This window comes from Mixta calida, assembly GCF_002953215.1.
Classification (GTDB): Bacteria; Pseudomonadota; Gammaproteobacteria; order Enterobacterales; family Enterobacteriaceae; genus Mixta; species Mixta calida.
In genome coordinates this window covers 2,495,547-2,510,290 of the sequence record NZ_CP026378.1, presented here as the reverse complement: position 1 = coordinate 2,510,290, position 14,744 = coordinate 2,495,547, and the positions used below count along the sequence as shown (strand labels likewise).

Sequence of the window (14,744 nt, the reverse complement as noted above, 5' to 3'; positions counted from 1 at the left end):
GGATGAAATGGCAAAATCCCTGGTACGACGCGTCCAGGCCGCACCATACTTCAGAAGGATTTCGCAACCTGGAGGCTGAGCAGCGCCAGCCGGGCGATCTGCAACGCTGGCGTAAAGAGCGTAAGGCGCAAGGGTTGCCAGCGGCGCCGCAGCAGGGCTACAGGGCTTTTACGCAGCAGTGGTGGCAGCCCGCCGATTTAGGCGGCGATGAGGATACGATCTGGTGGCTGGGCCATGCGGCGCTGATGCTGCGTATTAATCAACGCTACGGATTAATCGATCCGGCGCTCTCGCTCAGGGCTTCTCCACTGCGTTTTTACGGCCCGAAGCGCAAAACGCCCGCGCCGCTAAAGATTGAGAACCTGCCATCGCTCGACTGGGTGCTGATTTCCCATAACCATTATGATCACCTTGACCGACCGACCATCGCGGCGATTTTGCGCCGATTTCCAGATGTGCAGTTTATCGTGCCGCTGGGACTGGAACCCTGGTTTCGTCGCGCAGGAGCAAAAAACGTCGTACAGCTGGACTGGTGGCAGCAAACGCAGCGGCATGGCGTTACTTTTCACGCCGTGCCAGCGCGTCACTGGAGCATGCGCACTCTGAAAGATCGTAACCGGTCGCTCTGGTGCGGCTGGACGATTTCAACCGCCACGCTTAATTTCTGGTTTTCCGGCGACAGCGGATATTCTGAAAATTTGCTGCAAATCGCGCAGCGTCTTGGACCTTTTAATCTTGCAGCGCTGCCGATCGGCGCCTGGGCGCCACGCTGGTTCATGCAGGGTCAGCATATGGACCCGCAGCAGTCGGTTTCGTTGCACAAAGCGATCGGCGCGCCGTTGACTATCCCTATCCATTGGGGCGTATTTGAACTGGCCGATGAGGCGCTTGATGAGGCGCCCACAGAACTGGCGCGTGCGCTGGCGGCGGCCGGTCTGGATAACACGCGCTTTCGGCCATGGAAAATAGGCGAAAGCGCCAGCCTGAATAAAATAAACCAGGATTAATCTTATAAAGGCAGCGTTGAATTTAACGTCTCCGAAACTTCGCTCTGGGTATAAACCTGCCTTATTCAACGTTCTGAAATAACCTGCCGGGAATAGCGTTGCATTAATTTGGGGCAGATCACTTTATATATATTCTTTTTTGGTGCAAAACGCGCGTATCCTTTTCCACAAGCCGGTCGGCCTGACAAATCCTCTTGTTTTTTCTGGCCCTGCGACACTGGTAAGAAAAGGATTATTATGTGCATTTACTGTGCCATAATTATGCAACAATCTTGTGGCAAAGTGGCACGCTGGCAAGGCTGTAACAGAGACGCATGTCTCTTCAGGCCCATGGTGTGCTGGACGCGCGCAGTGAAATACGCATAAAAAAGCGTGGCCTTCGGGGATTATCTGCTGTGGCCTAATGCATAAATGTGCAAAGGATGTGATGAGTTTGCAATAACTGTGCGACAGGTCGATCGCTGTTTAAAAATAACTTGCCATAAATTATCGAATATGTGATAACGCTATTAAGCAAAACGAGGTACAGCTCTGTTTATGTATGGCATATTCAGTAAAGAAGTAACGAGTAAAGACGTTGACGTTGAATACCGCTTCCTTGCCGAACCTTATATTAGTGCCTCATTCAGTCGTGTCTCTGGTTTTCTGTCAGTCGCCTCCGGGCAAATAAACATTCAAAGGAATTACGAAGATGGCAAAAATTAAAGGTCAGGTGAAGTGGTTTAACGAATCCAAAGGTTTTGGCTTCATTACGCCGGCGGACGGTAGCAAAGATGTGTTCGTTCACTTCTCTGCTATCCAGGGTAATGGTTTCAAAACGCTGGCTGAAGGTCAGAACGTTGAGTTCGAAATTCAGGATGGTCAGAAAGGCCCGGCAGCGGTTAACGTTGTGGCGATCTGATAACATCGCAACGTCTGCGCTGTACCCTCAGCGTACAGCTTAGAGATGATGCAAAGGCCCCGGTTTATCGCCGGGGCCTTTCTTTTTGGCGGGTGACGCTGTTCACCTCAGCGTGTAAACTGCGCGCCTGATTCAGCCAGAGAAAGAGTTATGCACTATCTTTGTCCCCTCTGTCACCAGCCGTTGACGCTGGTTCATCACAGCTGGCGCTGCGCGCAACAGCATCAGTTCGACCAGGCGAAAGAAGGTTATGTCAATCTGCTGCCGGTTCAGCATAAACGCTCCCGTGAACCGGGCGACAGCGCGGAAATGATCCAGGCGCGGCGCCAGTTTCTCGACGCTGGCCACTATCAGCCGCTTCAACAACGTGTCGCCTCGCTGCTGGCGCAGCATTTGCCTGCGACGGCGACGGTGCTGGATATCGGCTGCGGCGAAGGCTACTACACCGCTGCGGTTGCCGGGGCGTTAGGGGAGCAGGCGCGCGTATGCGGACTCGACGTAGCGAAAGTCGCCATTCGCGCCGCGGCGAAGCGCTATCGCCATATCGATTTCTGCGTCGCCTCCAGCCACCGCCTTCCTTTTGCCGACGCGTCGCTGGACGGCGTGCTGCGTATTTACGCGCCCTGCAAGGCGGAGGAGCTGACGCGCGTAGTGCGCAGCGGCGGCTGTTTGTTGACCGTCACGCCGGGGCCGCGTCATCTGTTGCAGTTTAAGGCGCTGATCTATGCCCAGGTGAAGCTGCACGAGACGGCGGAAGAGCGTCTGCCGGGATTTACGCTTGCAGATGAGCAGCAGTTAGATTATCCGCTGGCGCTGTCAGGCAACGATGCGACGACGCTGCTACAAATGACGCCGTTCGCATGGCGCGCCACGCCCGACGTCTGGCGCCAGCTGCGTGAAAGCGAACAGTTTCAAAGCGAAGCAGATTTTATGGTGCGTCTCTGGCGGCGTAGCTAAGCGAAGAATAAAGGCGGATATTGGCTGGCGGCGCGCCTCAGGCGAAATGCTGCCACAGCATCTGTGCGCCGATGAAGATCAGCACGGCGCCGCCAAGGATTTCGGCGCGTTTGCCAAGCAGGGGACCAATCAGACGGCCAATCAGCATGCCGATCGTCGTCATGGTAAAAGTGCAGAGCCCGATCAGCAGGGCGGTAAGCAGAATATTCACCTGCAAAAACGCCAGGCTGACGCCGATCGCCATCGCGTCCAGGCTGGTGGCGACGGCGGTGGTCGCCAGCAGCAGCAAACCGTGCTGCTGCACCGGCTCGCAGGGCGCGGTGTGTTGACGACAGCCTTCAATCACCATGCGGCCGCCTAAAAAGCAGAGCAGGGTGAAAGCGATCCAGTGATCCCAGCGGGCGACGAATTGGGTGGCGAACTGACCGAGACTCCAGCCGATCAGCGGCGTCAACGTTTCGATTGCGCCAAAGATAAGCCCGGTGCGCAGCGCTTCACGTAAGCGCGGACGTTGCAGGGCGGCGCCTTTACCGATAGCGACGGCAAACGCGTCCATAGACATGCCAAACGAAAGGATAAGCAGAGCGGAAAAGTTCATCGAAGTCGTAACCTCGGCCGGGAATACCATAACCAGATGCGCCTTCCCAACCAGACAGGCACATCGGTCAATGGTCTCGCCTACCAAAACGGTCGCACGCGCCACGTTGAATTAACAACGAGTATGTTGACAGGTGCATTTCTGTATTAACAGAAATCGGCTACTCCCCAATAACGGCGCTCACCTTACCACATTATCATTTCGTGTCAAAATAAATTGATAATGGCGGAAATATTGTACGGATTAACGCCGCAGGGATGCTAAGCGGGCGTAAAAAATAAGGCTGACGATGTTAAGTGAATGGTAAAAAGTTAAACAGCCCCATCCCTGTCTGAGCTAAAATTTAGCAATATGAATATGCCATTGGCTATATTCTATCTTATTGATTTTCAATCATTGTTTGATAAATTCTTTCCAGATCGTCCAGCTTTTTAACTTTGATAAGCAGCCGCTTCTGTTCAAGCTGAATAACCAGAACGCCATCCTCCGATAAATTCATACCTTTTATACGGTCATAATGAATCCAGACATTGGCGAAGAAAAAGCCGCGTTCTTTCAACAATAAGAGCGGCGTGCGGAACCAGAACAGATAAATGGTCACCAGGATTAACGCCATTAACAGTGTGGTCGTTATTACCGGGCCCTGATGAATAATATTCTTATAAATAAGAATCATTATCAGAATGATGAAAATCAGGCTGTCCGCTTTGCCGCGTCGCTGAAGAGGCACCCGCAAACGCGTTCTGCCGTGACGGCGCGGCATTATCCACTGATCGTAAACGGCATACAGCAGCAGCAGGGCGATAAACAGCAGGATGGCGGCGTCGGTTAACGACATGACGGTTCCTTAAGAAATAAGGCCCGGCGTTGCTTAAGACGCTTGCCGGGCTGATAAAAAATGGCCAGTCGCTAAAGCGGCTGGCCATGTCCCGCATCGATTACAGGCCCAGCAGGCCGATCCAGTAACCAAAAATACCAATCACGAAGAAGCCGATGATAATCCACAGCGCGTTGACTTTACGGCGCAGCAGCCACATACAGGCAAAGGTGAGCAGCAGCGGCACCAGTCCCGGCATCAGCTGATCGAGAATCGACTGTACGGTGGTGACGTTCGTTTTACCGGTCTGGTCGGTGATGCGCGACACCACCAGCGGAATATTCACATGCGTCCACTTGTTAACCAGTGCCCCCATCACAAACAGGCCGAGAATCGACGCGCCTTCCGTCAGCTTTTGCAGGAAGCCGCCGCCCATATCGTTAACGATATCGACCCCTTTTTTGTAGCCGTACGCCACGCCGTAATAGCGGAACAGCAGACGCACCAGATTGAACAGCACGAAGAACAGCACCGGCCCCAGCAGGCTGCCGCTCATGGCGATGCCCGCGCCCAGCGCCGCGAATACCGGACGCATGGTGCCCCAGAAAATCGGGTCACCGACGCCAGCCAGCGGCCCCATTAGCCCAACTTTAATGCCGTTAATCGCCCCGTCATCGATGGGCGCGCCGTTCGCACGCTGTTCTTCCATCGCCAGCGTCACGCCTAAAATCGGCGCGGCCGGGTAAGGGTGCGTGTTAAAGAACTCCAGGTGACGCTTGATCGCCTGGCGGCGCTCCTCGTTATTTTCCGGGTACAGACGACGGATCGCCGGCACCATAGAGAAGCAGAAACCCAACGCCTGCATACGTTCAAAGTTCCATGAACCCTGAAACAGATTGGAGCGCAGGAAGACGCTACGCACGTCGCCGGGCGTGAGTTTTTTCGCTGTTGATGCAGTGGTATCTACCATTTTCACACCCCTTAATCTAATTCGTTGTCCAGATCGTTATGAGCAGGGCCTGCGGCTGGCGCAGCGCCGCCAGCGGCACGGTTATATTTCGGGCTGAGCTGAATATAGAGCGCAGCCATGACGACGCCGATAACGCCCAGCGCGACCAGGTTAAAGTCGGTAAAGGCGGCGGTGACGAAGCCCAGGTAGAAGAACGGCATCAGGTAGCCCGCGCGCATCATATTGATGACCATCGCGTAACCCACCACCACGATCATGCCACCAGCGATATTCAGGCCGCCGGTTACCACTTCCGGTATGGCGCTCAGCATGCTCTGTACGGCGTCGGTGCCGACGGAGACCGCCACGATCACGGCCGGAATGGCGATACGCATCGCCTGCAGAATCAGCGCGGTGACGTGAATCCAGGAGATAGCCGACAGGTTGCCTTTCTCGGCCGCCTTATCCGCCGCGTGCTGGAAAGCCACGGTGATGGTGCGCACGATAATGGTCAGCACCTGACCGGCCGCCGCCAGCGGGATCGCCAGCGCGATGCCGGCGCCGATGCTCTGTCCGCCTGCGATAACCAGAATGGTGGAAATGATAGACGCCAGCGCAGCGTCAGGCGCCACGGCCGCGCCGATATTCATCCAGCCGAGCGCGATCATTTCCAGCGTCCCGCCGATAATAATGCCGGTTTTCATATCGCCCAGCACCGCGCCGATCAACGTACAGGCGACCAGCGGCCGGTGAAACTGAAATTCATCGAGTATCGATTCAACACCCGCAATACAGGCGACAATAAATACCAGCGCAATTTGTAGAGTGGTGACTTCCATTGCACTTCTCCTGTGACATAGTAAAACTGCGTGAAACCTGACGCGTCAGGTCATAAGTAAAACGGTGGGTCACTGATTAACTTTGGCGATCAGATCCATCATCTTCAGCTTAGGATCGTTGGAGACTTTTCTGACCTCCAGTTCGATGCCGCGCGCATTTAACTTCTTAAACGCCTCGATATCTTTAGCGTCGACGGAAACGGCGTTGTTGACCTGCGTTTTTCCCTGACGGAAAGCCATGCCGCCAATATTGACGGATTTCACCTCTACGCCCTGTTCCACCACGCGCACCACATCGGTGGGGTTGGTGAACAGCAGCATCACGCGATCGCGGGCATATTTCGGGTTATTCCAGACGCGCACCATTTTATCGACATCGACCACATGCGCGCTGACGCCCGGCGGCGCGACCTGAGTCAGCAATGTTTTACGCACTTTGTCGGCGGCGACTTCATCGCTGACGACGATAATGCGCGATACATTGGTTTCTTTCGTCCAGCGCGTCGCTACCTGACCATGAATCAGACGGTCATCGATGCGCACCAGGCCGATTTTCATATGGTCGTCAGGGCCCAGCGGCGCCTGCGGCGCGGCCTGACGGGGGGCGGAGGCGGCGACGGCGGCAGGGGCGGGCTCAGGCTCTTTCGCCTTCAGCGCCTTTACGCCTTCGCGGCCCGCTTCCACCGCCACGGCGATCAGTTCATCAAAGGTGGGATCGTCATCGCGCGCCATCAGGGTTTCCACCAGCATCGGAATATTGACCCCGGCAATGACCTCATGCTGTTCTTTATCGACGACGATACGGCTGGCGGCATTAAACGGGCTGCCGCCCCAGGTATCGACCAGGAAAAGTACGCCTTTGCTGGTATCCAGTTCAGCGAGACGTGCATGGTATTTTTCAATCAGCGTCTCAGCATTTTCGCCGGGCACGAAATCGATCCAGCCGACGTTTTGCTGCTCGCCTAATAGCATTTCGGCGGTTTTGAGCAGTTGCTCCGCCGCCCAACCGTGTGTGCCGATTACAATAGCAATAGTCACTTGCTACCTCCGTTTTCAATATTGAGCGACCCGGATGCATTACCGGCTCGCCAACGCTGTCATCTGCGCTAAGCTGAATTCAAACGTTGAATGCAGCAGCCTCGCTGCCGGCAGAACGGTTCTTTTTATATAACCGGCAAGTTAAGGATGACTTCGCGATTTATTTTAGTAAGTAAAAAAATAAATTATGTGACCAGCTTCAGTTATTTACAGCCTTACCATTTCGATACGAAATAATTGAAAATGCAGGGAATGGAAAACGTAAATTTTTGTTAATTTTGACGAATCCTTTTGACGATAATATGTCTGCTGTTAAAATCTGCTTCTCTTTTTGACTACAGGAGTAATGGGCCTCAGCCCTCCCTATGGACTGTCACCGAAGTTGCTTATCCACGCCACCGGGTCATCCGGCTTGTTTCTTAACGCCTTTCGGCGTCACTTTCTGCTCTGCTTATCTTTCCCGCCGCGCTACGGTCGTTGAACCCTGCGTCCGGTTTTCCTGTTGCTTGTTTCGGAGTCTGTAATGGAATTTCTTTTAGACCCTTCGATTTGGGCCGGTCTGCTGACGCTGATTGTTCTGGAGATCGTGCTGGGTATTGATAACCTGGTATTTATCGCCATTCTGGCAGAGAAGCTGCCGCCTAAGCAGCGCGACAAAGCGCGTCTGATCGGCCTGTCGCTGGCGCTGCTGATGCGCCTTGGCCTGCTGTCGCTGATCTCCTGGATGGTAACGCTGACGAAGCCACTCTTCTCCGTCGCGCAGTTCAGCTTCGCCGGACGCGATCTGATCCTGCTGGCGGGCGGTATTTTCCTGCTGTTTAAGGCGACGATGGAACTGCATGAACGGCTGGAAAACCGCCAGGTCGACAGCGACGGCAATAAAAGTTACGCCAGTTTCTGGGCGGTGGTGACGCAGATTGTAGTGCTGGACGCCGTCTTCTCGCTGGATGCGGTGATTACCGCCGTCGGCATGGTAAACCATCTGCCGGTGATGATGACCGCGGTGGTGATCGCCATGGGCATCATGCTGCTGGCGTCGAAACCGCTGACCAACTTCGTTAACGCGCATCCTACGGTGGTGGTGCTCTGCCTGAGCTTCCTGTTAATGATCGGTCTGAGTCTGGTTGCGGAGGGCTTCGGCTTCCATATCCCGAAAGGCTACCTCTACGCCGCTATCGGCTTCTCGATCCTGATTGAGCTGTTTAACCAGATCGCGCGCCGCAACTTTATCCGTCATCAGTCGCACCGCCCGATGCGCGAACGCACCGCAGAAGCGATCCTGCGTCTGATGGGCGGCCGTCGCGGCGGCGGCTCGCAGTCCGCTGAGACCAACAGCGCGCCGATGGAGAATCAGACGCTGCCGCAGGAGGGCTTTAAGGATGAGGAACGCTATATGATTAACGGCGTGCTGACGCTGGCGTCCCGCTCCATTCGCAGCATTATGACGCCGCGCGGTGATATCTCCTGGGTCGACGCCACGAAGCCGCTGGATGAAATTCGCATGCAGCTGCTGGATACGCCGCACAGCCTGTTCCCGGTATGTCGCGGGGAGCTGGATGAGGTTATCGGCGTGGTGCGGGCGAAAGAGCTGCTGGTGGCGCTGGAGCACGGTATGGATATCCACACCTTTGCCGCCTCATCGCCGCCGATTATCGTGCCGGAAACGCTGGACCCGATTAATCTGCTGGGCGTGCTGCGTCGGGCGAAAGGAAGCTTCGTGCTGGTCACCAATGAATTCGGCGTAGTGCAGGGACTGGTGACGCCGCTTGACGTGCTGGAGGCGATCGCGGGTGAATTCCCGGACGAGGATGAAACGCCTGACATTATCACCGACGGCGAAAGCTGGCTGGTGAAAGGCGGCACCGATCTCCATTCGCTGCAACAGTGGCTGGACTACCACAACCTGGTGAAGCCGGGCGACGATTATGCGTCGCTGGCGGGCCTGCTGATCGCGCAAAAAGGGCAGCTGCCGCAGCCGGGCGAGGTAATCGATATGCCGCCGCTGCACTTTACGATTGTGGAAGCGACCGATTATCGCATCGATCTGGTGCGCGTCACCAAAGATCAGCCGCGCGAAGAGGATGAGGAAGCCTGATAAAAAGGGGCTGCCGTCAGACAGCCCCGGTTATCAGGGACGGAGGCTGGCGCGATGCTGCGCCAGCCACGCCGGAAAATCATCCAGCGGCATTGGGCGCGCATAAAAATAGCCCTGTAACGTATCCACGCCGCGCTGACGCAAACAGCTCGCCTGCTCGGCGGTTTCTACCCCTTCCGCCACCAGCCTGATATTCAGCCGCTGCGCCAGCGATATCACCATATCCGTAACCGTTGCGTTAATCGCATCCGTGCCGATAGCGGCGGTAAACACTTTATCCAGCTTCAGCACATCGGGACTGAGCGTTTTCAGGTAGGAGAGGGAGCTGTGGCCAGTGCCGAAATCATCAATCGCCACCTTGACGCCGATCTGGTGCAGGTGCGACACCACCCCCTGATCCACCACCGGCAGCGCATCGCGCTCCGTTAATTCAATGACCAGCCGCGGCCCCGGATTAGCGGGCCACCACAGCGCCTGCAAATCATCAATAATCGCCCGATCGCGGAAATGGCTGGCGGCGACGTTAATAGCGATATGAAAATTAGCGTGAGGCGGCAGCTGCGGCAGATGGCGTACCGCCTCAGAAAGCACGAAGCGCGTTAGCGGCGCGATTAGGTTCTGCCGCTCCGCCAGCGGTATGAATACGTCTGGCGAAATCCAGCCCTGACGCGGATTGTGCCAGCGCAGCAGCAGTTCAATGCCGTCGCAGTCGCCGCTGGCGCCGTCAATCAGCGGCTGGCAATAGACCATAAACTCCTGCGCGGAAAGGCCGTAGCTGATTTGCCAGGAGAGGCTCATGCGGTTAGCGGTCGCCAGCCAGACGATATAGCCGGTCAGCAGGCTCAGCAGCAGCCCCAGCGGCAGCTGCGAAGGCAGCGTCAGCAGGGCCAGACGCGTCGGCGCCGGGCCGAACAGCGTGATGGCGAAGGGATAGCGCAGCGAGGATTGCTGATATCTGACCTCATCTTCGGCGGGCTGCGCGTGCTCAATCAACGGGTTGCCATATTCCAGGCTTTTGCCGCCGACGTTGAAAATCGCCCGCTCCACCCAGGGCAGCGTCGGCTCCAGCAGGTAGTTGCTCATCAGCTCGATATTGATGACCTGTAAAATACCGGCGCGGTTATCCAGCGACTTTGGCGTCCAGAGCAGCAGGACAGGCGAACCCTTCAGCAGATAATCATCCACGCTGAGCGCCATATGCTGATTGTTGACCGCCAGTTCCGGGTAGTTTTCGCTGAAGGGGATGGCGCGATCGCCATAGATGCTGGAGCAGTAGATTTGATCGTCATCCACCAGCAGGATGGCGCGCACCGTTTGCAGCGAAGAGATTTTCTCATTCAGCAAAAAACGGACGTCGTTACAGTTCAGACCGACCAGCGCAAGCGTATTGTTCGCCGCGACGTCGAGGGGCGAGAACAGCCGATCGAAACGCGTAATGGCGTTAGCCGCGAAATTATGCGATTGCTGTTCAATCCGGTTTTTTTCTTCGATAAAACGAAAAGTTAATGTAAGGATAAGCACCAGTGCAGCGACTATCGACGCGATTAACAACCGTTTCCGACGAAACTGTCCAACGATCTGCTGGGACACCTGCATCCGTAGCCACCCTCAAAGCACAAATAAAAATCCGACAGTTACATATCGGCAATCCCCGCCTTAAGTTTAGTTGCGCCGATGAAAAAAGCGCTTCGATTCGCCGGTGAAAACAAATACGCGCAATAAGTCGCCGTTTCGCTTTTCGGACGCGCGCACGAAGCCGCAGCCCAAAAAAAAGCAGCGTCGAAGACGCTGCTTTAATGATGTTACGCCGGACCGCAGGGATTAATCGCACTGCACCTTAATCGCCAGGCCGCCGCGCGAGGTTTCACGGTACTTGGCGTTCATATCCTTGCCGGTTTCGTACATCGTCTCGATCACTTTATCGAGCGAGACGCGCGCTTCGCTGGTACGCCGCAGCGCCATACGCGCCGAGTTGATCGCTTTTACCGAGGCGATGGCGTTACGTTCAATGCAGGGCACCTGTACCTGACCGGCGACCGGATCGCAGGTGAGGCCGAGGTTATGCTCCATGCCGATCTCTGCCGCGACGCAAACCTGTTCCGGGCTGGCGCCCAGCAGCTCCGCGAGGCCCGCCGCCGCCATTGAGCAGGCGACGCCCACTTCGCCCTGGCAGCCGACTTCGGCGCCGGAGATGGAGGCGTTCATTTTATACAGCACGCCAACCGCGCCCGCCGCCATAAAGTAGCGGATAAAGATATCGGGGCTGACCGACTCGATAAAGTGATCATAATAGGCCAACACCGCCGGCACGATGCCGCAGGCGCCGTTGGTCGGCGCGGTAACGACCCGTCCGCCGGCGGCGTTCTCTTCGTTAACCGCCAGCGCGAACATATTGACCCAGTCGATCACGTTCATTGGATCGTTAGAGAGCTTGCCGGAGGAGACCAGCATACGACGCAGCGCGGCGGCGCGACGCGGCACGCGCAGCGGACCCGGCAGCACACCTTCAGTGTTCAGGCCGCGATCGATACAGTCGCGCATGGTTTGCCAGACGGCGGCGAAATAGCTCTCAATTTCCTGGCGGCTGTGTAGCGCCAGCTCGTTTTTCATCACCAGGCCGGACAGAGAGAGGCCGGTTTCACGACAGTGCGCCAGCAGCTCTTTTGCAGATTTGTAAGGCCAGGGCACCGCCACTTCATCCAGCACCGACTCGCCGAAATGCTCTTCGTCGACGATAAAACCGCCGCCGATAGAGTAGTAGGTTTTGCTATAGATGCGCTCCTCGCCGGCGAAGGCGTGAATACGCATACCGTTCTCATGCAGAGAGAGGTTTTCGCTGCGGAAGTTCATGCCGCCTTCGCGCGGAAAATCGACCTCATGCTGACCGTTCGCCAGCAGCAGGCGCTCGCGCTGCTCTACGTCGCGGATGAAAGCGGGAATGGCGTCGATATCCACGCTTTCCGGCGACGCGCCGGAGAGACCCATAATAATGGCGATATCGGTATGGTGGCCTTTGCCGGTGAGCGACAGCGAGCCGTAGACTTCTACAGCGATGCGCGTAACGTCCAACAGCCGGTTATCCCGGATCAAATCGTCGACAAACTGTTTGCCGGCTTTCATCGGACCCAATGTATGGGAACTGGACGGGCCAATGCCGATCTTAAACATGTCGAAAACGCTAATCACGCTACACGCTCCTTAATTATTAACAACGCAGCAAAAGATGCACTGCGTATAGTAATCATCCTGGTGGTTAAAAAATCATCTTTTCGCATGAAATAAACTAATTAATTCAGCTAAAAAAACTTATTCAGGGCCGCAAAATCAACGGGTTGATGATAAAAAGTCCATTTTTCGTCCTGAAGTAAAGTTATGCGAGGCGGCATCAGAAATCTCCTGGCTGCTCGGCGCGCCAAATATAACTACTTTGGCGTAATAGGGAAGTGATTTGGATCGCTTACTGAAGAATATTTAGTGAAAAATCACGGGAAGGCTGCTTTTTACCCAACTTTAGTTTGGTTATCCGCTGACCAGCTCCGGCATGACCTGCAGGCTGAGCTGCCGAATAATGCCCGCCGTCATGCCCCAAACGAAATAATCCTGATACCAGGAAAGCCAGACCCGATGATGCAGCCCGCCGCGGTGGATATCCAGCGGCGCATAACGCGACAGGAGCAGCGCCTCCGCCAGCGGCATTTCAAAAATGGCGTCCACCTCTTCAGCGTTGGGGAACCAGGGTAAATCAGGCGGAATCAGGCCGACGACCGGCGTCACCTGAAAGCCGGTGCTGCTGCTGACCACCGGCAACGTGCCGATAATCCGCACGTCCCGTGGACGCAGGCCGATCTCTTCATGCGCCTCGCGCAGGGCGGTGATGTGAAGCGAGGCGTCATCGTCGTCGCGCATACCGCCGGGGAACGCCACCTGGCCCGCATGTTTGCGCAGCCAGGGAGAACGGCGCGTCAACAACAGTCCCGGCTGCTCGCGCCGCGCCACTACCGGCACCAGCACCGCCGCCTGACGGCGCGCCGGTTGCGGCTCGACGGCCGCGGGCGGCTGTAACAGGAAACGGGTAAGAAAGCGATCAAGCGTCAGCGGCGGATGCATTCGGCGCCTCGTTTTCCAGCAGGGGCAAAATACGACGCAGCTTGTGCAGCGTCTCCTGGTACTCCAGATCGGCTTCGCTGTCCGCCACGATGCCGCCGCCTGCAGCGCAGTAAAGCTGACCCTGTTCCGCTATCAACGTGCGGATAGTGATGCTGCTGTCCATGCGTCCACAGCGGCTCAGGTAGCCGATGCTGCCGCACCAGGCGTTACGGCGCTGCGACTCCAGCGTTTCGATAATTTCCATTGCGCGCACCTTTGGCGCGCCGGTAATCGAGCCGCCGGGAAAGCAGGCGCGCAACAGATCGCAGGCGCTCAGTCCGGTTTTTAATTGGGCGCGAATAGTGCTGACCAGGTGATGCACGGCGGGAAACTGCTCAACCACAAACAGCTCCGGCACGCGCACGCTGCCGGGCACGGCGACGCGACCAATATCGTTACGCAGCAGATCGACGATCATCAAATTTTCCGCACGATCTTTTTCCGAGTTCGCCAGCCTGAGCGCCTGCTGACGATCCGCCTGCGCATCCTCCAGACGCGGCAGGGTGCCCTTGATCGGGCGCGTTTCAATTACGCCGTCGCGCAGGGAAAGAAAACGCTCCGGCGACAGGCTCAGCACCGCGCTTTCCGGCAGCCGTAAAAAAGCGCTGAAGGGGGCGCGGTTGCTCTGGTTAAGGCGAAGAAAAGCCTGCCATTCATCGCCTTCATAAGCCGCCTGAAAGCGCTGCGCCAGATTGACCTGATAGCAGTCGCCTGCCTGAAGCCATGCCTGAACCCGATCGAAACGCGCCCGGTAGCATTCTGGCGTCATATTGGACTGCCAGCGGCTGGTCAGGCGGAAAGGCCCGACATCGCGCGCGGGCAGGCCGTTGAGCCAACGCAGGCGCGCGCCGTCCGACTGGTGATCAATCAGCGTCAGCGTTTGCTGCTGATGATCGGCGATCAGCGCCCAGTCATAAATGCCTGCCGCCATATCCGGTGTCATCAGATCGGATATCGCCTGCTGCGGCAGACGCTCGAAGCGGCGGCCCAGGTCATAGCCGAACAGACCCAGCGCGCCGCCCTGAAACGGCAGATCGTCACGCGACGGCACGACAGGCAACAGCTGCGCCAGTTCATTGTTTAACAAGGCGAGCGGATCGTCGCTCGATTCCGTGACAACGTCACCTTTGCGAATGTGCGTGATATCGCCGCGCGTCTCCAGCGTGGCGAGCGGATCGGCCACCATAATATCGAAGCGGCTGTCAGGATGATCGGCAAAAGCTGAGCTGAGCAGCATGGCCCACGGCAAATGCGACACGCGCTGAAATAAGCGTGAAAGCGCGTCGGGCGTGTAGGGTAAAGCATGATAAACTACGGGCATCACTCTCTACGGCGTTAATGATAAACAAACGGCAAGCCTGGCATATTTTGTCTTTGCTGGCATCTGTTTGTTTACG

Annotated in this window: 14 protein-coding genes and 1 riboswitch; of the genes, 5 read left to right on the top strand and 9 right to left on the bottom strand. The window is 56.4% G+C overall.

Going from position 1 to position 14,744, the window contains the following annotated elements:
* The first annotated feature begins 2 nt into the window (after positions 1 to 2).
* The 4 genes from C2E16_RS11985 to rlmA all read left to right on the top strand — a co-directional run bounded on the left by C2E16_RS11985 (position 3) and on the right by rlmA (position 2,865).
* Positions 3 to 1,007, top strand: coding sequence for an MBL fold metallo-hydrolase (locus C2E16_RS11985; RefSeq protein WP_084970755.1), 1,005 nt, complete (start codon positions 3 to 5; stop codon positions 1,005 to 1,007).
* 537 nt (positions 1,008 to 1,544) lie between these two features.
* Positions 1,545 to 1,712: a DUF2627 domain-containing protein gene (locus C2E16_RS11980; protein WP_071883671.1), complete on the top strand. Its 168-nt coding sequence runs from the start codon at positions 1,545 to 1,547 to the stop codon at positions 1,710 to 1,712.
* The gene (cspE, locus tag C2E16_RS11975) at positions 1,699 to 1,908 is read left to right on the top strand and encodes a transcription antiterminator/RNA stability regulator CspE (protein ID WP_004386688.1); all 210 of its coding nucleotides are present in this window, start codon (positions 1,699 to 1,701) and stop codon (positions 1,906 to 1,908) included. Before C2E16_RS11980 ends, cspE begins: the two co-directional genes overlap by 14 nt.
* A gap of 150 nt (positions 1,909 to 2,058) precedes the next feature.
* Positions 2,059 to 2,865, top strand: coding sequence for a 23S rRNA (guanine(745)-N(1))-methyltransferase (rlmA, locus tag C2E16_RS11970; protein WP_084970757.1), 807 nt, complete (start codon positions 2,059 to 2,061; stop codon positions 2,863 to 2,865).
* A 37-nt stretch (positions 2,866 to 2,902) separates the two neighbouring features.
* Here rlmA and mntP read toward each other — a convergent pair whose 3' ends face one another.
* The 5 genes from mntP to manX form a co-directional block, all read right to left on the bottom strand.
* Complete coding sequence (gene mntP, locus C2E16_RS11965) at positions 2,903 to 3,463, bottom strand: manganese efflux pump MntP (protein WP_052134013.1); 561 nt, start codon at positions 3,461 to 3,463, stop codon at positions 2,903 to 2,905.
* A gap of 10 nt (positions 3,464 to 3,473) precedes the next feature.
* Positions 3,474 to 3,644: riboswitch (yybP-ykoY riboswitch) on the bottom strand.
* A gap of 198 nt (positions 3,645 to 3,842) precedes the next feature.
* Positions 3,843 to 4,301, bottom strand: coding sequence for a DUF986 family protein (locus C2E16_RS11960; protein ID WP_038625768.1), 459 nt, complete (start codon positions 4,299 to 4,301; stop codon positions 3,843 to 3,845).
* 100 nt (positions 4,302 to 4,401) lie between these two features.
* Positions 4,402 to 5,250, bottom strand: a complete 849-nt coding sequence (locus C2E16_RS11955) for a PTS mannose transporter subunit IID (protein WP_038625769.1) — start codon at positions 5,248 to 5,250, stop codon at positions 4,402 to 4,404.
* Between the two features lie 11 nt (positions 5,251 to 5,261).
* Positions 5,262 to 6,068: a PTS mannose/fructose/sorbose transporter subunit IIC gene (locus tag C2E16_RS11950; protein WP_038625770.1), complete on the bottom strand. Its 807-nt coding sequence runs from the start codon at positions 6,066 to 6,068 to the stop codon at positions 5,262 to 5,264.
* 69 nt (positions 6,069 to 6,137) lie between these two features.
* Positions 6,138 to 7,106: a PTS mannose transporter subunit IIAB gene (manX, locus tag C2E16_RS11945; RefSeq protein WP_038625771.1), complete on the bottom strand. Its 969-nt coding sequence runs from the start codon at positions 7,104 to 7,106 to the stop codon at positions 6,138 to 6,140.
* A 523-nt stretch (positions 7,107 to 7,629) separates the two neighbouring features.
* Between manX and C2E16_RS11940 the strand changes: the two genes are divergently transcribed.
* The gene (locus C2E16_RS11940) at positions 7,630 to 9,201 is read left to right on the top strand and encodes a TerC family protein (RefSeq protein ID WP_038625772.1); all 1,572 of its coding nucleotides are present in this window, start codon (positions 7,630 to 7,632) and stop codon (positions 9,199 to 9,201) included.
* Positions 9,202 to 9,234: 33 nt separating this feature from the next.
* On the opposite strand, the gene C2E16_RS11935 is transcribed toward C2E16_RS11940, so the two are convergent.
* From C2E16_RS11935 to pabB, 4 genes are all read right to left on the bottom strand, one after another.
* Entirely contained in the window at positions 9,235 to 10,797 is a 1,563-nt protein-coding gene (locus C2E16_RS11935; protein ID WP_084971602.1) for an EAL domain-containing protein, read from the bottom strand.
* Positions 10,798 to 11,022: 225 nt separating this feature from the next.
* Complete coding sequence (sdaA, locus tag C2E16_RS11930; protein ID WP_038625774.1) at positions 11,023 to 12,387, bottom strand: L-serine ammonia-lyase; 1,365 nt, start codon at positions 12,385 to 12,387, stop codon at positions 11,023 to 11,025.
* Between the two features lie 333 nt (positions 12,388 to 12,720).
* Positions 12,721 to 13,308 (bottom strand): CoA pyrophosphatase, encoded by a 588-nt coding sequence (locus C2E16_RS11925; protein ID WP_038625776.1) that lies wholly within the window; start codon positions 13,306 to 13,308, stop codon positions 12,721 to 12,723.
* Positions 13,286 to 14,668, bottom strand: a complete 1,383-nt coding sequence (gene pabB, locus C2E16_RS11920) for an aminodeoxychorismate synthase component 1 (protein WP_038625778.1) — start codon at positions 14,666 to 14,668, stop codon at positions 13,286 to 13,288. The genes C2E16_RS11925 and pabB overlap by 23 nt, the downstream gene beginning before the upstream one ends.
* Between the last annotated feature and the right edge of the window lie 76 nt (positions 14,669 to 14,744).

Coding starts and splice junctions, on each gene's coding strand:
- C2E16_RS11985 (WP_084970755.1), top strand. CDS start 3: ATGAAATGGCAAAATCCCTGGTACGACGCGTCCAGGCCGCACCATACT.
- C2E16_RS11980 (WP_071883671.1), top strand. CDS start 1,545: ATGTATGGCATATTCAGTAAAGAAGTAACGAGTAAAGACGTTGACGTT.
- cspE (WP_004386688.1), top strand. CDS start 1,699: ATGGCAAAAATTAAAGGTCAGGTGAAGTGGTTTAACGAATCCAAAGGT.
- rlmA (WP_084970757.1), top strand. CDS start 2,059: ATGCACTATCTTTGTCCCCTCTGTCACCAGCCGTTGACGCTGGTTCAT.
- mntP (WP_052134013.1), bottom strand. CDS start 3,463: ATGAACTTTTCCGCTCTGCTTATCCTTTCGTTTGGCATGTCTATGGAC.
- C2E16_RS11960 (WP_038625768.1), bottom strand. CDS start 4,301: ATGTCGTTAACCGACGCCGCCATCCTGCTGTTTATCGCCCTGCTGCTG.
- C2E16_RS11955 (WP_038625769.1), bottom strand. CDS start 5,250: ATGGTAGATACCACTGCATCAACAGCGAAAAAACTCACGCCCGGCGAC.
- C2E16_RS11950 (WP_038625770.1), bottom strand. CDS start 6,068: ATGGAAGTCACCACTCTACAAATTGCGCTGGTATTTATTGTCGCCTGT.
- C2E16_RS11940 (WP_038625772.1), top strand. CDS start 7,630: ATGGAATTTCTTTTAGACCCTTCGATTTGGGCCGGTCTGCTGACGCTG.
- C2E16_RS11935 (WP_084971602.1), bottom strand. CDS start 10,797: ATGCAGGTGTCCCAGCAGATCGTTGGACAGTTTCGTCGGAAACGGTTG.
- C2E16_RS11925 (WP_038625776.1), bottom strand. CDS start 13,308: ATGCATCCGCCGCTGACGCTTGATCGCTTTCTTACCCGTTTCCTGTTA.
- pabB (WP_038625778.1), bottom strand. CDS start 14,668: ATGCCCGTAGTTTATCATGCTTTACCCTACACGCCCGACGCGCTTTCA.